Origin of the sequence: Halomarinibacterium sedimenti (assembly GCF_019312585.1) — a bacterium.
In the GTDB taxonomy this organism is placed as follows: Bacteria; Bacteroidota; Bacteroidia; order Flavobacteriales; family Flavobacteriaceae; genus Halomarinibacterium; species Halomarinibacterium sedimenti.
Genome location: NZ_JAHWDP010000003.1, coordinates 20298 through 36397, shown reverse-complemented (window position 1 = coordinate 36397; position 16100 = coordinate 20298). Strand labels below are relative to the sequence as shown.

At 34.8% G+C, this 16100-nt stretch carries 12 protein-coding genes and 3 tRNA genes; 6 read left to right on the top strand and 9 right to left on the bottom strand.

All coding sequences use genetic code 11. The features are described from left to right. Nucleotides 1-6: 6 nt before the first annotated feature. Complete coding sequence (locus KXJ69_RS07285) at nt 7-1275, top strand: tetratricopeptide repeat protein (RefSeq protein WP_219052349.1); 1269 nt, start codon at nt 7-9, stop codon at nt 1273-1275. A 46-nt stretch (nt 1276-1321) separates the two neighbouring features. Here the strand turns inward: KXJ69_RS07285 and KXJ69_RS07280 are convergent, their stop codons facing one another. Both KXJ69_RS07280 and KXJ69_RS07275 read right to left on the bottom strand, forming a co-directional pair. Further along, the gene (locus tag KXJ69_RS07280) at nt 1322-2071 is read right to left on the bottom strand and encodes a C40 family peptidase (RefSeq protein WP_219052348.1); all 750 of its coding nucleotides are present in this window, start codon (nt 2069-2071) and stop codon (nt 1322-1324) included. A gap of 19 nt (nt 2072-2090) precedes the next feature. After that, nucleotides 2091-3269: an acetyl-CoA C-acyltransferase gene (locus KXJ69_RS07275; protein ID WP_219052347.1), complete on the bottom strand. Its 1179-nt coding sequence runs from the start codon at nt 3267-3269 to the stop codon at nt 2091-2093. Between the two features lie 129 nt (nt 3270-3398). Here KXJ69_RS07275 and KXJ69_RS07270 point away from each other — a divergent pair, with 129 nt between their 5' ends. From KXJ69_RS07270 to KXJ69_RS07255, 4 genes are all read left to right on the top strand, one after another. Then, nucleotides 3399-5438 carry an HD family phosphohydrolase gene (locus tag KXJ69_RS07270; protein WP_219052346.1) on the top strand — a complete coding sequence of 680 codons (2040 nt, stop codon included), beginning with the start codon at nt 3399-3401 and terminating at the stop codon, nt 5436-5438. A 105-nt stretch (nt 5439-5543) separates the two neighbouring features. Beyond that, nucleotides 5544-5627: transfer RNA gene (locus tag KXJ69_RS07265), tRNA-Ser, on the top strand. A gap of 37 nt (nt 5628-5664) precedes the next feature. Further along, a tRNA-Pro gene (locus KXJ69_RS07260) sits at nt 5665-5739 on the top strand. 42 nt (nt 5740-5781) lie between these two features. Beyond that, nucleotides 5782-5855, top strand: a tRNA-Arg gene (locus KXJ69_RS07255). A gap of 261 nt (nt 5856-6116) precedes the next feature. Here the strand turns inward: KXJ69_RS07255 and KXJ69_RS07250 are convergent. From KXJ69_RS07250 to tsaD, 6 genes are all read right to left on the bottom strand, one after another. Continuing rightward, nucleotides 6117-6938, bottom strand: a complete 822-nt coding sequence (locus tag KXJ69_RS07250) for a hypothetical protein (RefSeq protein ID WP_255571284.1) — start codon at nt 6936-6938, stop codon at nt 6117-6119. A gap of 70 nt (nt 6939-7008) precedes the next feature. Beyond that, nucleotides 7009-8172, bottom strand: a complete 1164-nt coding sequence (locus tag KXJ69_RS07245; protein ID WP_219052345.1) for a THUMP-like domain-containing protein — start codon at nt 8170-8172, stop codon at nt 7009-7011. A gap of 10 nt (nt 8173-8182) precedes the next feature. Further along, a complete protein-coding gene (locus tag KXJ69_RS07240; RefSeq protein ID WP_219052344.1) occupies nt 8183-8824 on the bottom strand; it encodes a DUF4159 domain-containing protein in 642 nt (213 codons plus the stop codon). Nucleotides 8825-9157: 333 nt separating this feature from the next. Beyond that, nucleotides 9158-9868, bottom strand: a complete 711-nt coding sequence (locus tag KXJ69_RS07235) for a 16S rRNA (uracil(1498)-N(3))-methyltransferase (protein WP_219052343.1) — start codon at nt 9866-9868, stop codon at nt 9158-9160. Beyond that, complete coding sequence (locus tag KXJ69_RS07230) at nt 9868-10200, bottom strand: TfoX/Sxy family protein (RefSeq protein ID WP_219052342.1); 333 nt, start codon at nt 10198-10200, stop codon at nt 9868-9870. The genes KXJ69_RS07235 and KXJ69_RS07230 overlap by 1 nt, the downstream gene beginning before the upstream one ends. 1 nt (nt 10201) lies before the next feature. Next, nucleotides 10202-11221 carry a tRNA (adenosine(37)-N6)-threonylcarbamoyltransferase complex transferase subunit TsaD gene (tsaD, locus tag KXJ69_RS07225; protein WP_219052341.1) on the bottom strand — a complete coding sequence of 340 codons (1020 nt, stop codon included), beginning with the start codon at nt 11219-11221 and terminating at the stop codon, nt 10202-10204. Nucleotides 11222-11308: 87 nt separating this feature from the next. On the opposite strand from tsaD, the gene KXJ69_RS07220 reads away from it, so the two are divergent. Then, complete coding sequence (locus KXJ69_RS07220) at nt 11309-15718, top strand: translocation/assembly module TamB domain-containing protein (protein ID WP_308701033.1); 4410 nt, start codon at nt 11309-11311, stop codon at nt 15716-15718. On the opposite strand, the gene KXJ69_RS07215 is transcribed toward KXJ69_RS07220, so the two are convergent. Beyond that, nucleotides 15715-16095 (bottom strand): RidA family protein, encoded by a 381-nt coding sequence (locus tag KXJ69_RS07215; RefSeq protein ID WP_219052340.1) that lies wholly within the window; start codon nt 16093-16095, stop codon nt 15715-15717. The genes KXJ69_RS07220 and KXJ69_RS07215 overlap by 4 nt on opposite strands. Nucleotides 16096-16100 lie beyond the last annotated feature (5 nt).

The window sequence follows — 16100 nt, the reverse complement described above, 5'->3', positions numbered from 1 at the left end:
TTAATAATGAAAAAACAATTAATCTTGGCAGGGCTAATGTTGGTTTCTGCAATAACTTTTGCCCAAAAAAAGGAAATAAAAAAAGCAGATAAAGCTGTTTCTTCCTTAAAATACTCTGAAGCTCTTACTTATTTAAGTGAAGCAGAACCAATGCTTGGAGCTGCAGATAATGATTTAAAGGCGCAGTATTATACTATTTTAGGTGAGGCTACCCTAGCCATGGCTGGTACAGCTAATTTTGCTAAAATGAAGGAAGCTGGTGAAGCGTTTAAGAAGGCAAATGAACTTAATGGTAGTGGTGATATGAGCGATAGACTTACATTAGGGATGGATAATCTAAGGGTAGCTCTAGTGAATAGTGCCATTGAAGATCAAAATAAGAAAAGCTATTTAACGGCTTCCGAAAAATTACGCCAAGCGTATCTAGTGAGTCCTAAAGACACTTCTTATTTATATTATGCAGCCGGAAACTCAGTAAACGGAAGTGACTTCGATACAGCTTTAAATTACTACGAAGAATTACTGGCTAAAGGGTTTACGAATGTTCATATGGAATACTCTGCAACCGATCCTAAAACCGGAAAGCCAGTAATTTTTGGTAGTAAAGAAGAAAGAGATAATATGGTAAAATTTGCAGATTTTACGAATCCAACTGAAAGCAAGACAAGTTCTGTGGAAGGAGATATTCTTCAAAAGGTGACCTTAATTTATATGAATAAAGGAGAAAATGAAAAGGCTTTAGCGATCATGAAAAAAGCTCGAGAAGCCAATCCTAATGATACAAACTTAATGCGTTCTGAAGCGGATCTAGCTTATAAAATGGGAGACATGCAAAAGTATAATAACATAATGGCGGAGGTCATTAAAACAGATCCTAACAATCCAGAATTATATTATAACTTAGGGGTTAGCTCTGCATCCATTGGCCAATTAGATAAAGCCAGAGAGTATTATTTAAAAGCCCTTGAGCTGAAGCCAGATTATTCTTATGCTCAAATAAATATGGCAGCATTAATTCTTCAAAATGAAGGTAAGCTTGTTGAAGAAATGAATGGCTTAGGAACCTCGAGAGCAGATAATTTAAAATATGATGAGCTCAAAGAGCAGCGTAAAAAAATGTATCAAGAGGCTCTACCTTATTTAGAAGCAGCGGTAAAATCATCACCAGATAATTTGGAAGTATTTCGAACTTTAATGAATCTATACAGTCAGTTAGGGATGGATGATAAATACAAAGCAGCAAAAGCAAAGCTTGCTGAAATGGAAGGAAATTAATATCACATAACTCAATAAAAAAGGCTTCAAATTTTGAAGCCTTTTTTTATATAACCTTTTTAATGACACGAAGTTTGTGAGAATATTTTTTCTCATCAACATTATAAATACCGCTATGATCGAGCCTATCAATTCTAACTTTTCCGTGAGAATGAATAACGTAGTTATCTTTCATAATAATTCCAACGTGAATGATATCCCCTTCGTTATTATCGAAAAAGGCTAAATCGCCTGGTTCACTTTCTTCAATAAAACTAAGGGCTTCACCTTGTGTGGCCTGTTGACTCGCATCTCGAAGTAAGCTATATCCATTTATTTTATATACCATTTGGGTAAATCCACTACAATCAATTCCAAAAGGGGTTTTACCACCCCATAAATAGGGACTGTTTAAAAATAATATTGCAGTTTCTGTTAAATAGGATTTAGGTTGTTGTTCTGAAATAAATCTACCATCAAACGTATGCTCTAGAAAGGGTGCGTTATGGATACTGCTTCCAATGGGAGTAGTAAGCAATTGCTTTTCTTTGGTGGCAACAAAGTCCACTAAATCTGAAGAATATCTTGGAGAAACCTCATTTAGCGTTTCATAATCTTCTTTCGAAATGAATTGGTATTGTTTGTTATCTATCCACCCTTCATATTTATCAAAATTCAATCTAATCTTACTCCACTTTTTTTGAACCTCCAATACTTTAAAAATCTCACCATAAAGCACTTGACTAACCAATTCACTTTTGTCGGAAGATTCTAATCGTAACGGAATAATACTAAGAGGACAAATGCCAAATTTCATTCAGAAGGGCTAGAAATTTTTAAATTCTTTCAATTACCATTGCCGAAGCACCACCTCCGCCATTACATATTGCTGCTGCACCAATTTTTGCATTGTTTTGTTCTAAAACACTTAAGAGTGTAATTAGAATTCTAACACCACTACAGCCTAATGGGTGGCCTAATGAAACAGCTCCACCATTAACATTTACGTTAGAATCATTTAGTCCTAATAATTTCATATTGGCTAGGCCAACAACAGAAAAAGCTTCGTTGAACTCAAAATAATCAACATCATCAAGAGTAATTTTGGCTTTTGCCAATGCTTTTGGAAGGGCTTTAGCAGGAGCTGTAGTAAACCATTTTGGCTCTTGAGCGGCATCGGCATAACTTTTAATATATGCCAAAGGTTGTAACCCTAACTCTTTTGCCTTTTCCTCACTCATCAAAATCATAGCGCCAGCCCCATCGTTTATGGTTGAAGCATTTGCTGCGGTTACAGTGCCATCTTTTGTAAATGCAGGTCGTAGCGCGGGTATTTTTTCAATAAATACATTTTTAAATTCTTCATCCTCTGAAACGATAACAGGATCTCCTTTACGCTGTGGAACGGCTACTGGGACAACTTCATTTGCGAATTTTCCTTCTTCCCAAGCCTTTGCTGAACGTTTGTATGACTGTATTGCGAACGCATCTTGATCTTCGCGAGAAAAATGATATTCAGTAGCACATGCATCGGCGCATACACCCATTGCATTATGATCGTAGGCGTCTACCAATCCATCTTTTTGCATACCATCAATCATCGTGGTTGGGCCAAATTTGGTGGCTGTTCGCAAGTGTACATAATGGGGAATATTACTCATGCTTTCCATTCCGCCAACAACTACCACTTCGGCATCACCCAAAGAAACAGCCTGTGCTCCTTGCATGACCGCCTTCATACCAGAGGCACATACTTTGTTTATGGTAGTACAAGGAACAGAATCTGGAATTCCAGCTCCAAGGGCAGCTTGTCTCGCAGGCGCTTGTCCAACTCCTGCTTGTACCACATTACCCATATATACTTCAGAAACTAAAGAAGGGTCAAGTTTTATCTTCTCCAAAGCTCCTTTTATTGCAACACTTCCTAATTGTGCTGCAGTTAAAGAAGAAAGGCTTCCCATAAAGCTACCAATGGGGGTTCGGGCAGAGGATACGATAACAACTTTTTTGGACATAATAATTTTAATTAAATAGAATTAATGAGTTGCAAAATTACGGATTAAAAATGAAATATCCTTGTTAATAGATTAGCGCTTGGGATAAATGAAAGCTTATTCATACCTTTACTTTTCGTAATATTTTATATGAAAAACCTTGTCTTTTTCTTAACCCGAAATCAATCACTTATTTATAAGGTTTTTTTGTACCTAGTTTCTACACTTTTGGTGATTTATCTTCTGCCAAAAGGAGGGCAGTTTAAATATAATTTTCAGAAAGGAAAACCATGGCAGTATGAGAATTTATTATCTCCTTTCAATTTTACCATAAAGAAAGATAAAGAGGCACTTGAAAATGAAAAAGAAGAGATTCGTTCTTCTGTAATTCCTTATTTTGATGCCGATTCCAAAATCTCCACGGTAGCTTTAGAGGCATTTAAAAAAAATCTTGATGCTGAATATGTAGATAGCCTTTATCAAACTCCTAAAGCCCGTATAGAGCAACTAGGAAGCACTATTTTAAATGAAGTATATACTAAAGGGCTTGTTGAAAATGAGTACTCATTTTCGGAGGATAGAATAGTGTATTTGAAAGTTGGAAACGAAGTTAGTGAAGTGGTGTTTTCTCAGTTTTTCAAAAAAGATGATTTGGTTCCATTGGTAACTACAAAAGCAAAAGATAGAAAGGATGTCATTCCGTTATTACAAAGACTTATTACTACAGTAGCACAACCCAATATTTCGTACAATCCTCAACGTACAGAATCTGCTATTGAAAATGCGATCAATCAAATTAATCCAAATAAAGGAATTGTAGAAAAAGGGACTCGAATTATTGCAAAAGGAGAAGTGGTTGAAGGTGAAAAATACCTGATATTAAATTCTTTAAAGGATCAATTTCAATCGCAGGTTTGGAGTCAAAATAATTATTATTGGCTGGTTTTTGGCTACTCAATGCTCGTGTCCTTGGTGTTTATTATGCTATTCTTATTTCTTAGAAAATATCGCCGTGAAATTTATGCAAATGATACTAAGGTAAGTTTTATTTTCTTCAATATTATAGTGATGGTATTTGTCACCACTTTAGTTGTAAAGTACGATGCTGCCTATGTTTATATTATTCCATTGTGTATTTTACCTATCATTTTAAAGAGCTTTTTTGATGCAAGATTAGGACTGTTTGTGCACGTTCTCACCATAATGCTTTTAGGCTTTATTGTACCTAATAGCTTTGAGTTTATGTTTCTTCAAATCATTGCAGGTATTGTTACTATTTTAACCGTTGCAGAATTGTACAAGCGTGCCAATTTATTTATCTCTGTAGGGCAAATCACTTTTATCTACATCCTTGGTTATTTTGCATTTTTCATTATTCAAGAAGGTAACATTGCCCAAATTGAACTCGAAAATTTTGTCTATTTCATTATTTGTGGGTTGGTAACACTTTTTGCATTTCCACTTATATATATTTATGAAAAAATCTTCGGATTGGTTTCTGAAGTATCATTGCTGGAACTTAGCAATACAAATTCTGCCTTGTTAAAAGAACTTTCAAACAGAGCGCCAGGTACTTTTCACCATTCGTTGAATGTTGCAAATTTAGCCGAAGCTGCAGCCAATGAAATTGGAGCAAATTCAATGCTAGCAAGAGTAGGAGCACTGTATCACGATATTGGTAAAATGGTGAATCCATCCAATTTTACCGAAAATCAATTAAATCAGATAAACCCCCTGAATGAGTTATCTCCTAAGGAAAGTGCTAAAATAATTATAGATCACGTTATAAAAGGAATAGAAATTGCTAGAAAGAATAATCTCCCAGATAGAATTGTTGATTTTATCAGAACCCATCATGGAACAAGTCTGGTGTTTTATTTCTACAAAAAAGAAGAAGAAATTAACGGGGATGTAAAGAAGGAAGATTTTCAATATCCTGGGCCAAAGCCTTTTTCTAAAGAAACGGCTATATTAATGATGGCAGATAGTGTAGAAGCGGCGAGTAAGAGCTTGAAAGAGCCTACATCCTCAAAAATTGATTCTTTTGTAGAAAACATTGTTAATAGCCAAATGGAGAACGGACAATTTATTAACGCTAATATTACTTTTAAGGAGATTGAAATTATCAAGAAAGTTCTCAAGAAAAAACTAAAAAACAGCTATCATTTAAGAGTCGAATATCCCGAATAAAATGAGCAGAAAAAAAAATATAAAAAACGTTTCTTTTTTTTTGGGTTATTGAATAGATAAATTTACATTTGCAACCGCATTGAAAATATGTGGGTTCATTGATTTGGAGAGGTGCCAGAGTGGTAATGGAGCAGATTGCTAATCTGTCAACGGGAAACCGTTGCCAGGGTTCGAATCCCTGTCTCTCCGCAACAATAATTTGTGAAGATACAGCAATGTTATTTCACGGGGTGTAGCGTAGCCCGGTCATCGCGCCTGCTTTGGGAGCAGGAGGTCGCAGGTTCGAATCCTGCCACCCCGACAAGAACCGGACTTTTTCAAGTTCGGTTTTTTTTTAAGCTATGGTCGCGTAGCTCAGCTGGATAGAGCATCTGCCTTCTAAGCAGACGGTCACAGGTTCGAATCCTGTCGCGATCACGAATAAATATTTCAATAAGGAAAAACGCCAAGCTAGCTTGAGCGTTTTTTTGTTTGAAGTATTTTTAGCACGGAGTGCTAGGGAAAGTAAATCCTGTCACGATCACCAGTAAAATCAAAGCCTTAGAGAAATCTAAGGCTTTTTAATTTCTTCATTTACACAGAGCATTCGTTGTTTTCTAAAACTTTGAAAAAATTGAAATAGCTGTAATAATGGTAGTAGATTCTATTTTTTATTTACTATTGATTTTGAGAGTTGATTTAATGGTCAATACTAAAGGAATAAACATTACCTCCTTCAGAGTCGTTACGTTCGTCTGTTAAAATAACCGTAGTATCATTTAGGTAGCAAAGACCTTCTTTTTGTGTATTATGGTCAAATGAAAGTTTTTCAACATCTCCAGAAAAGAAATCATCTCCTTTAAAATTCGATAACTTCCATAGTTTTTCATGATTTAATAAAATTACTTCTGTTCCATCAGCAGAGATATCTGCAGAAGTAATGGCATCATCTTTTCCTTTTAAATTAAATTCTGAAACAATTGTAGCTTCTTTTTTGCCAATACTATTTGGAACTTTTATAACAGTACCTTTTTTATCATCTTTGCTAAAAATATAGAAGTATCCATTGTAAAGAAAAAAGCTTTCAAAATCCTCATTTTCCAGACTTTTGGGTACCGTGTAGTTTATTGTTTCTGCATTTATTTTGTTTTCAGAATTTGCAATATTAGTAAGCTTATAAATAGTACCTTCTTTTCTTTTATTTGAATTATTACCAAAATCACCTATATAAAGATTCCCTTGTGTATCACTTGTTAAATCTTCCCAGTCTTTATTTTTCGCATTTTCAACAGTAATGATTTTTAAAAGATGTTGCTGTGTAAGGTCAATGCCATAAACTTTAGCGGCATTCCCTTGATCTTCTATCATCCATACAGTATCATTTCCATCAAAAACCTCTGCAGCGGAAACTTCTTTTAAATCGTTTGGTAAACTTATTAACGGATTTAGATTTCCGGGAGGAATACATGATACTAAAACGAATACCCAACAAAACCAATATTTTAAAACTATTTCCTTCATATTTTTAATATATAGGAAATAGTTAGGATGAAGAAATGTACCTTAAAAGTTTAAGGAAATTTTCACTTTTTTACAGTTTCTCTGTATCTAAAGCAACTTTTTTACCATTTTGAAGTGTTGTAAAAAAAAGATATTTATTTCCGCCATCGTTTATGTTCCATTTCTTCTTAATCTGCGCTACCGATTCTTGGAAATTACGAGTACTAACATTTGCTTTTGATTTTGCAAAGTTTTTCATTTCTGATTTTTGGTACGGAATCACCGAAGTGATCTTGAAAGCTCGTCCTGGAAAATCAATGAGGGTATCACTTGTAAATAAATGACTGTGTTGCGCAAGTTTATAAACTGGGAAGGCATCACATATTTTAGAAAAACCTCCAGCCTTCATTATGGCAGCATTTGGTTCATAAAGATAGGTTAGGGGAGCTTCATAAAGTTCACTGTTTTCAGAATCATAATAAAATTGAAATTCCTCTCTTTCGGTTTTACTGAAGTTGATGGTTTTAATTAATATTACTTCTGAAATTGATTTTGAAAGAATCCAAATTAGTTCTTTCACTTCGTTATTGAGCGCGACGATGTGTATTTCGGAAACATTGTTAAGTTCTTTTAAACCCACCGAGATATCTAGCATAGGTGATGTTTTTACGAGTAAGGTTTCACAATGCTCCAATAAAAATCCTTGGTGCTCAACAAGATTGGGCTCGCAATCCTTTAAAAAAAATACTTTTCCTTTTGAAGCGTGTCTCCTCGAAGGATCTATAAAAATGACATCATATTTTGTATTTTGAATCCCTTCAAGGCCATCTTCAGCAAAAAAAGTAACATTGTTTTTATTTAACTGTTTATAATTATATGCTGCCATTTCGGATAAATCTTTGTTTTGTTCGAAATGATGAACCTTGGAAAATTTTTCAGAAAAAAAATAAGTATCAACACCAAATCCGCCAGTAATATCGGCTAGACTTTCCCCATTGACTAAAGAAGCTTTATATAGTGCTGTAATTTCTGAAGAAGTCTGCTCTATATGGAGCTTAGGAGGGTAAATTATATTATGGGAGTTATACCAAGTAGGGAGTTTATCTTTACATTTGGTGTAGCTTTCAATCTGCTGCATAAGTTCTTTAGCAGGAATTTCACTCCAAGGAGAACCTTTAAAAGCTAGTTGGGAAACGTCTCCTTTAAACTCTTTTATGAATTTCTGTACTTCTGGTCGCAATAATACTTCATTCATACCAGATTATCTAATTTTCGAAAGCGTATTGAATAATGTTGGCACCCATTTGTAGGGCTTTAAGTCTAACTTCGGCAGGATCGTTATGTACTTCTGGGTTCTCCCATCCATCACCCAAATCACTTTCATAGGTATATAACAGTACTAGTCTGCCATCTATGGTTATTCCAAAGGCCTGTGGTCGGCCATTATCATGCTCATGAATTTTTGGTAATCCTTGAGGAAATTTAAATTTCTGATTAAAAATTGGATGATCTCCTGGAAGTTCTTTTAATTCTTCGTTTGGAAAAAGTTTAGACAGTTCTTTTCGTATGTACTGATCCATACCATAGTTGTCGTCAATATGAAGAAATCCACCACTTAATAAATAATCCCGAAGGTTTTCTACTTCCTCATTGGTAAAGAACACGTTTCCATGTCCGGTCATATGGATAAGGGGATAGTTAAAGAGTTCCACATCCAAAAGGGATACCGTTTGAGGTTTTTCTTGTAGAGAGGTATTGATTTGTTGATTACAAAACTTAATTAAATTGGGAAGTGCTGTAGGATTGCTATACCAGTCTCCACCGCCACCATACTTTAAAATGGCAAGCTCTTGAGCTTGAGAAAAATTTATCGAGAAAATAAAAGAAATAAATAGTAACCATCGCATGCTTCAAAAATAATAAATTTGTGATGGCTGGAGGTAGAAAAATATTAAATATTATCAATCATTTCACCAAAAAGGGGATAGGTGAATAGTTTCCAATCTTTAGTGATTTTGTTTGACATTTCCCTTTGCATGGGAGAGAGAAACTTTAAAGTTACCTCTTGATATGGTACGCTTTGTGACGGCGTACTTTTACGGGGAATTCTCTTTATTGCATTCATAGCAACTTAAGTAGGTTAAGTATAAATTAGGTTCGATTTGGTGAGTGCAATATATAAAATATCGATTAAATAGCAAATTTTATCGATAAAAAACACTTTTATAATTTAAAAGAGACTATAAATTGCTGCAATAAACGGTGTGACAAGCAGATATAGCAGCTGTTTCGGTGCGTAAACGGCTTTCACCAAGACTAATAGGGCTAAAGTCATTTTTTTGCGCTAATGCAATTTCTGTGTAGGAAAAATCTCCTTCCGGACCAATGAGAATGATATTGTTTGATTTAGGCTGAACTAAATTTTTTAACAATTCCTTTTCCGAATCTTCGCAATGAGCAATACATTTTATTCCATTAAAATTGCTTTGAAGCTTAATAAAACCTGAAAAGGAAGTCAATTCATTAAGCTTTGGTTTGTACATTTTGAGTGATTGTTTCATCGCGCTTTCGATAATTCTTTCGAAGCGGTCCACTTTAATGACTTTTCTTTCACTATGGTCACAAAGAATAGGAGTAATTTCTGAAATACCAATTTCAGTGGCTTTTTCCAAAAACCATTCAAAACGATCATTATTTTTGGTGGGCGCAACTGCTATGTGTAAATAATAGGGTAGTGGAGCTTTTTTTACCGCTTCATTAACAACTGCAAGACATTGCTTTTGTGAAACCTCTACCAATTCTGCTGTAAATAAGATTCCAAGACCATTTGTTATATGTAAAGTATCGCCCAATTTATGCCTAAGAACTTTGAAGATATGTCGGCTTTCATCTTTATCAAAAATGATATTCTGAGAAGTTTCGGAAAGATTACCTTGGTAAAATAGATTCATTATTGTTCGCTTTTCATTTTAGCATGAGCCACACCAATTTCTATCCAATGTTGTAGCTTCTCTTCTGTATGAAATCCTTTTTCTGTAACAAAAATAAATTCCTTCATAGGCTTACCCGTAAAATTCATGGGTCCAACAAATTCAGTGCTCAATGCTTTCTCCATTTTTTCAGAAGGAACACGCACCATAAGTCTTTCTTTTGTTTCGCCTACACACATCTTACCCTTATATAGAAAACAAGTTCCACCAAACATCTTCTTTTCTACGATGTCTTTCTCCCAAGGCTTTAAAGCTACTCGAATTCTTTTCAGTATCTCTTCGGTCTTTGACATGTTATAATTTCATTCGGGCTTTAGCCACTAAATTATTTGAAGAAAATTGTTGAGTTTTATATTTTAATTCCCCTACCATAGCTATCATTGCCGCATTGTCTGTACAATATTCAAATCGAGGGATATAGGTTTTCCAACCTAGTTCTTTTTCAGCTTCTTTTAGCGCATTCCGAATCCCACTATTGGCAGAAACACCGCCACCAATAGCCACTTGCTTGATACCGGTGATCGCTACAGCATTTTTAAGTTTATCCATTAAATAGTCTACAATAGTATACTGTATGCTGGCACAAATATCTTCTAAGTTTTCAGAAACGAAATTTGGATTCTTGTTGGTTTCACGTTCTACAAAATATAACACCGCTGTTTTTAATCCGCTAAAACTGAATTCTAAATCACCCACCTTTGGTTTAGTAAAGGGATATGCAAGTGGATTTCCACTTTGTGCATATTTATCGATTAAAGGACCACCTGGATAGGGAAGACCTAATATTTTAGCTGATTTATCAAAAGCTTCACCCACAGCATCATCTATCGTTTCGCCTAAAATCTCCATCTCAAAATAATCTGTCACTTTTACAATTTGAGTATGACCACCGCTAATCGTTAAAGCAATAAATGGAAATGTGGGTGCGGTTTGCTCTTCGGCATTAATAAAATGCGCCAAAATATGAGCCTGCATATGGTTCACAGCAATTAATGGAATGTCTAACCCCATCGCTAAAGACTTTGAAAACGAGGTGCCTACAAGTAAAGAGCCCATTAATCCAGGTCCTTGGGTAAAAGCTATGGCACTTAGCTGTTTTTTATCGATATTTGCTTTGCGCAATGCCTGATGAACTACAGGGACTATATTTTGTTGATGTGCACGTGAAGCCAACTCAGGGACAACACCCCCGTATTCTTCATGTATTTTTTGTCCAGCAACAACATTAGAAAGTACCACGCCGTTATGGATAACGGCAGCTGCAGTGTCATCGCAAGAAGATTCAATGCCGAGGATGTATGTATTTTTATTCATTTATATTTTTAGGCACACTTGTTGGGTGTAAAATTAAAACATTAAAGGGTTATCAAAAAACTTCTCAAAATAATTAAACGTATCACTGTGATACTTATATTATTGCTAGTGCTCCTGGTGATCGTTTTATCTATTCCAGCGGTTCAGACTAAAATAGGGAAAAAGGTAACCGATGGACTAAACGAAACCTATGGCACAGATATTAATATTGAACGCCTCGGCCTCAATTGGAAAGGAGAAATAGACATTAGGAATGTTTTTATTAGAGACCACCATCTAGATACATTAATTTATACAGAGATTCTTCAAACTAATTTATTAAGTATTAAAAAATTAATTGATGGGAATCTCGATTTTGGTTTTTTAGAGCTTGAAAATGCTAATTTATTCGTAAAAACATACAAAGACGAAGATAATGACAACCTTTCTATTTTCGCTGAAAAATTTAACACTGGGGACACTACCGAAGTAAAGCCATTTCAGTTACTAGCCACACATTTAACCCTTATTAATTCTCACGTTAGAGTGAGCGATGAAAATGCCGAAGTGCCCGTTGCTGTTGACCTCAAAAAATTGAATTTAGATGCCTATGACTTCGATATTTATGGGCCTGTAGTAGAAGCAGATATTAATTCCCTTTCCTTTTTTGAGGGGCGTGGAATTGAGGTTAAGCATTCTTCACTTGAATTTATATACTCCGAGACAGAAATGTTCTTGGAAGATTTAGTCCTTGAGACAGGCAATTCCAAAATTATAGGGAATGGGAAATTAACTTTTGAAGAAGGCATGGCAGACTTTGTAAATAAAGTTCTGTTAGAATTCACTTTTAAGGAGACCATTATTTCTACAAATGACTTAAACAAGATTTATCCAGAGTTTGGTGAAAACCTTGATATTAATATTAATGGTGATTTTAAAGGGTTTTTGAACGACTTTAGATTTGATAATTCAGATTTACGCTATGGCAATTCTCAGTTTAAAGGAGATTTTCTATTTCAAAACCTTTTTAATGAAGAAATATATATTGTAAAAGGAAGGGACCATTTTATAACTACCAATTATTTTGATTTAAGACGGATATTGCCAAATATTATTGGGAAGGACTTACCTGTGGAATTAAAACAATTTGGAAACTTTTCTTTACGCGGGGATAGTGAAATCATCGGGGACGAAATAAAAACAAAGAGTTTGGTTACCACGGCTGTTGGTTTAGCAGATGTTAATTTGGAATTGGGTAATATTACCGATTTCAAAAATGCCTATTATAAAGGAAATGCGAAGTTAACTAACTTCAATTTGGGGAAATTAGCGGGAACTACATCCATTGGAAAGATGAATGCTAATCTCACTTTTAATGGACGAGGTTTTACTCCCGAAACGGTAAGTACTCTGGTTCAAGGGACCATAAGTAGTTTTGATTTTGAAAACTATATTTATAAAAACATCATGGTTGAAGGAAACTTAAAAAATCCAAAATTTAACGGTAAACTTTCCATAAACGACCCAAACCTTAAAATGGATTTTGATGGGTTAATTGATGTTTCAAAAGCGTTTAATCAATACGACTTTGAAGCAAACATTGAATATGCAGAACTCAACAAATTGCGATTATTTACCAGAGATAGCGTTTCAGTTTTTGCTGGAAAGATTATTATGGATATGGATGGAACTACAATAAATGATGCGGTTGGAACTATTCAATTTTCCGAAACTTTTTACCAAACACAAGATAAAGATTTTTTCTTCGATGATTTTAATATAACCTCTACGTTTCAGGATGATGAGCGTACTATTGAAGTAAACTCCCCCGATATTATTAATGGTAGAATACGTGGACGTTTTTTATTGGAAGACATTCCCTTTTTATTTAGAAATTCCATAGGAAGTATTTATACAAACTACATTCCTTTACAAGTAACTCCAGACCAGTATATTAATTATGAGTTTGAGGTGTATAATAAAATTGTGGACGTATTTGTGCCAGAGCTTCAGCTTGGTGAAAATACACGAATAAAAGGTTCGGTTTTTTCAGATGAATCCAAGTTTAAACTGGATTTTAAATCTCCTGAATTACTGCTTTATGAAAATTATTTAGGGAAGGTAAATGTGAAATTAGATAACGATAACCCACTGTTTAATGCCTACATTTCTGTAGATTCAATTTATACGGGTTCCTACAATTTTACAGATGTTAATGTTATCAATAAAACCTTAAATGATACGCTTTACATTCAATCACAATTTGCGGGAGGCAAAAACCAAGATGATCTTTTTAACCTTTCCTTGTATCATACTATAAATGCAGACGGAAATTCTGTTGTTGGGATAAAACGTTCAAAAATAAATTATAAAGGAAACGATTGGTTTTTAAATAAGGAAAACAATAACCTTAACAAAATTACTTTTGATGATAATTTTAGGGATATAAAGTTAGACTCACTAACGCTTCGCCATAACAATGAATTAATACAATTAGCAGGCTATAAAAAAGATTCGACAATTACAGATGTCAAGCTTCAATTTAAAGATGTTGACTTGGGTAAAATAGTACCCGAAGTAGATAGCCTTAATTTGAAAGGGCGTATTAATGGACGATTAGATTTTGTGCAAAGAGGTGGCTCCTTTTACCCAAATTCAGAAATTGTCATTGAGGATGTTAATTTAAACAACGTTGATTTTGGAGATTTAGAGTTAAAAATAAAAGGAAATACAGACCTAACCAGATATACTATTAATTCTAGTCTCATTAATGATAACGTAAGCTCATTCAAGGCGGTGGGGAGTCTTGATGTCGGGGAAGAGCAGTCTGTTATTGACTTAAATGTATCTCTCACAGATTTCAATTTAAAAGCCTTTAGTCCTTTTGGAGGCGAGGTTATTTCAAATCTTAGAGGATTGGCATCTGGAAATGCAAAAGTGAAAGGAAATTATAAATCCCCAGATGTAACGGGACGTATTGATTTATTTGAAACAGGATTAACGATTCCGTATTTAAATGTCGATTTTAATCTAGAAGATGATACCTCCATTTTCCTTACCAAGGATAAATTTAGAATTAGCCCAACATTCTTAACCGATACAAAATATGGTACAGTGGGTACTTTTGAAGGAAACGTTTTCCATTCAAATTTCTCTAATTGGGCTTTAGATTTTGATTTAGAAACCATACGATTGCTAGTTTTAGACACTCCAAAAGATGAAGATGCATTGTATTATGGAACTGCTTTTATTAGTGGGACTTCAAAAATAACTGGTCCGGTAGATGAATTAGTGATTGATGTAGTGGCAACTACCGAAGCAGGAACTAAATTTAAAATTCCTATTAGTGATGCAGCTAGCATTGGAGATGATTCTTTTATTCGGTTTATATCTCCCGAAGAAAAGAAAGCAAGAATTGCAGGAGAAACATACGTAACAGAAGAAATAAAGGGACTATCTCTCAATTTTGAATTGGATATAAATGAAAATGCCGAAGTAGAAGTACTCGTAGATCAAGTAAATAATTCGGCCTTACGAGGGAGAGGAGCCGGGATTTTACTTTTGGAAATAAATACTCTTGGGAAATTTAAAATGTGGGGAGATTTCTTAATTATAGACGGAAAGTACGACTTTAGATATGCTGGGTTAGTTGATAAAACCATAGATGTAGTACCTGGAGGGAATATTACTTGGGATGGTGAACCTACAAAAGCACGATTAGATCTTACTGCAAAATACAAAGTGGAAGATGTAAACCCATCCGCATTGTTGGAGAATACCACTTTAAACAGTACTGTAGATGTAGAAGTGCTTTTAAATCTTACAGGTGAAATTATGCAACCCGATTTAGATTTTCAGTTGAGCTTTCCCGGAGTTTCTTCTACAGTTAGAGACGAATTGGAGGATAAAATTAGAGATAAAGAACAGCGCCAAACCCAAGCTATATTTTTAGCCGCAACTGGTTCTTTCCAAAGTGATGCCGCCGCTGGACAAAATGCAATTGCGGGGACATTAACTGAAAGAGTAAATAAACTTGTGGCCGATATTTTTGCAGGAGAGGATTCTAAATTTAAAGTGTTACCTACAATTGCGACTAGGCAAACTTCTTTAAATGAACAATTAGAGTACCAAGTAGGTGTGCAGTTGTCTACAAAACTTTCAGAAAGAGTTTTAATTAACGGAAAAGTGGCTGTGCCAGTAGGGGGTGCTAATGAATCTTCTGTAGCAGGGGATATTGAAGTGCAATGGCTGGTAAATGATGATGGGAGCTTGCGAATAAATTTCTTTAACCGTCAAGCCGACTTGCAATTTATAGGCGAAGACCAGATTTTTGAACAAGGAGCCGGAGTTTCGTATTCGGTGGATTTCGATACTTTTAAAGAATTGATGCAACGACTCTTCAATAAAAAATTGACCCTCGAATCTGAAAATGAACTTCCCGTAATTCCAGATGATGAATCATTCCCAGAAGGATTTTCGCCATCTGCTATTAAACAAGATGAACAAGAAGTCCCTTAAAGGGAAGCTATCATTGAGATTTCAACATTTACATATTTTGGTAAATTAGCTACTTCAACCGTTTCACGTGCAGGTGCAGTGGCTTCATCGAAATAAGTAGCATAGACTTCATTTACTTTTCCAAAGTTTTTCATGTCACTTAAAAAAATAGAGGTTTTTAGTACGTGTGAAAAATCCATCCCTGCTTTTCCTAGCACAGCCTTCAAATTTTCCATCACTTGCTTCGTTTCTTTTTCGATGCTTTCCATGACCAAAGAACCTGTTCTTGGATTAATAGCAATTTGCCCAGAAGTAAATAACAAATTTCCTCTTTGTACTGCTTGGCTATATGGACCAATAGGAGTAGGGGCATTGGATGTGTTGATAATTTTTTTCATAGTTA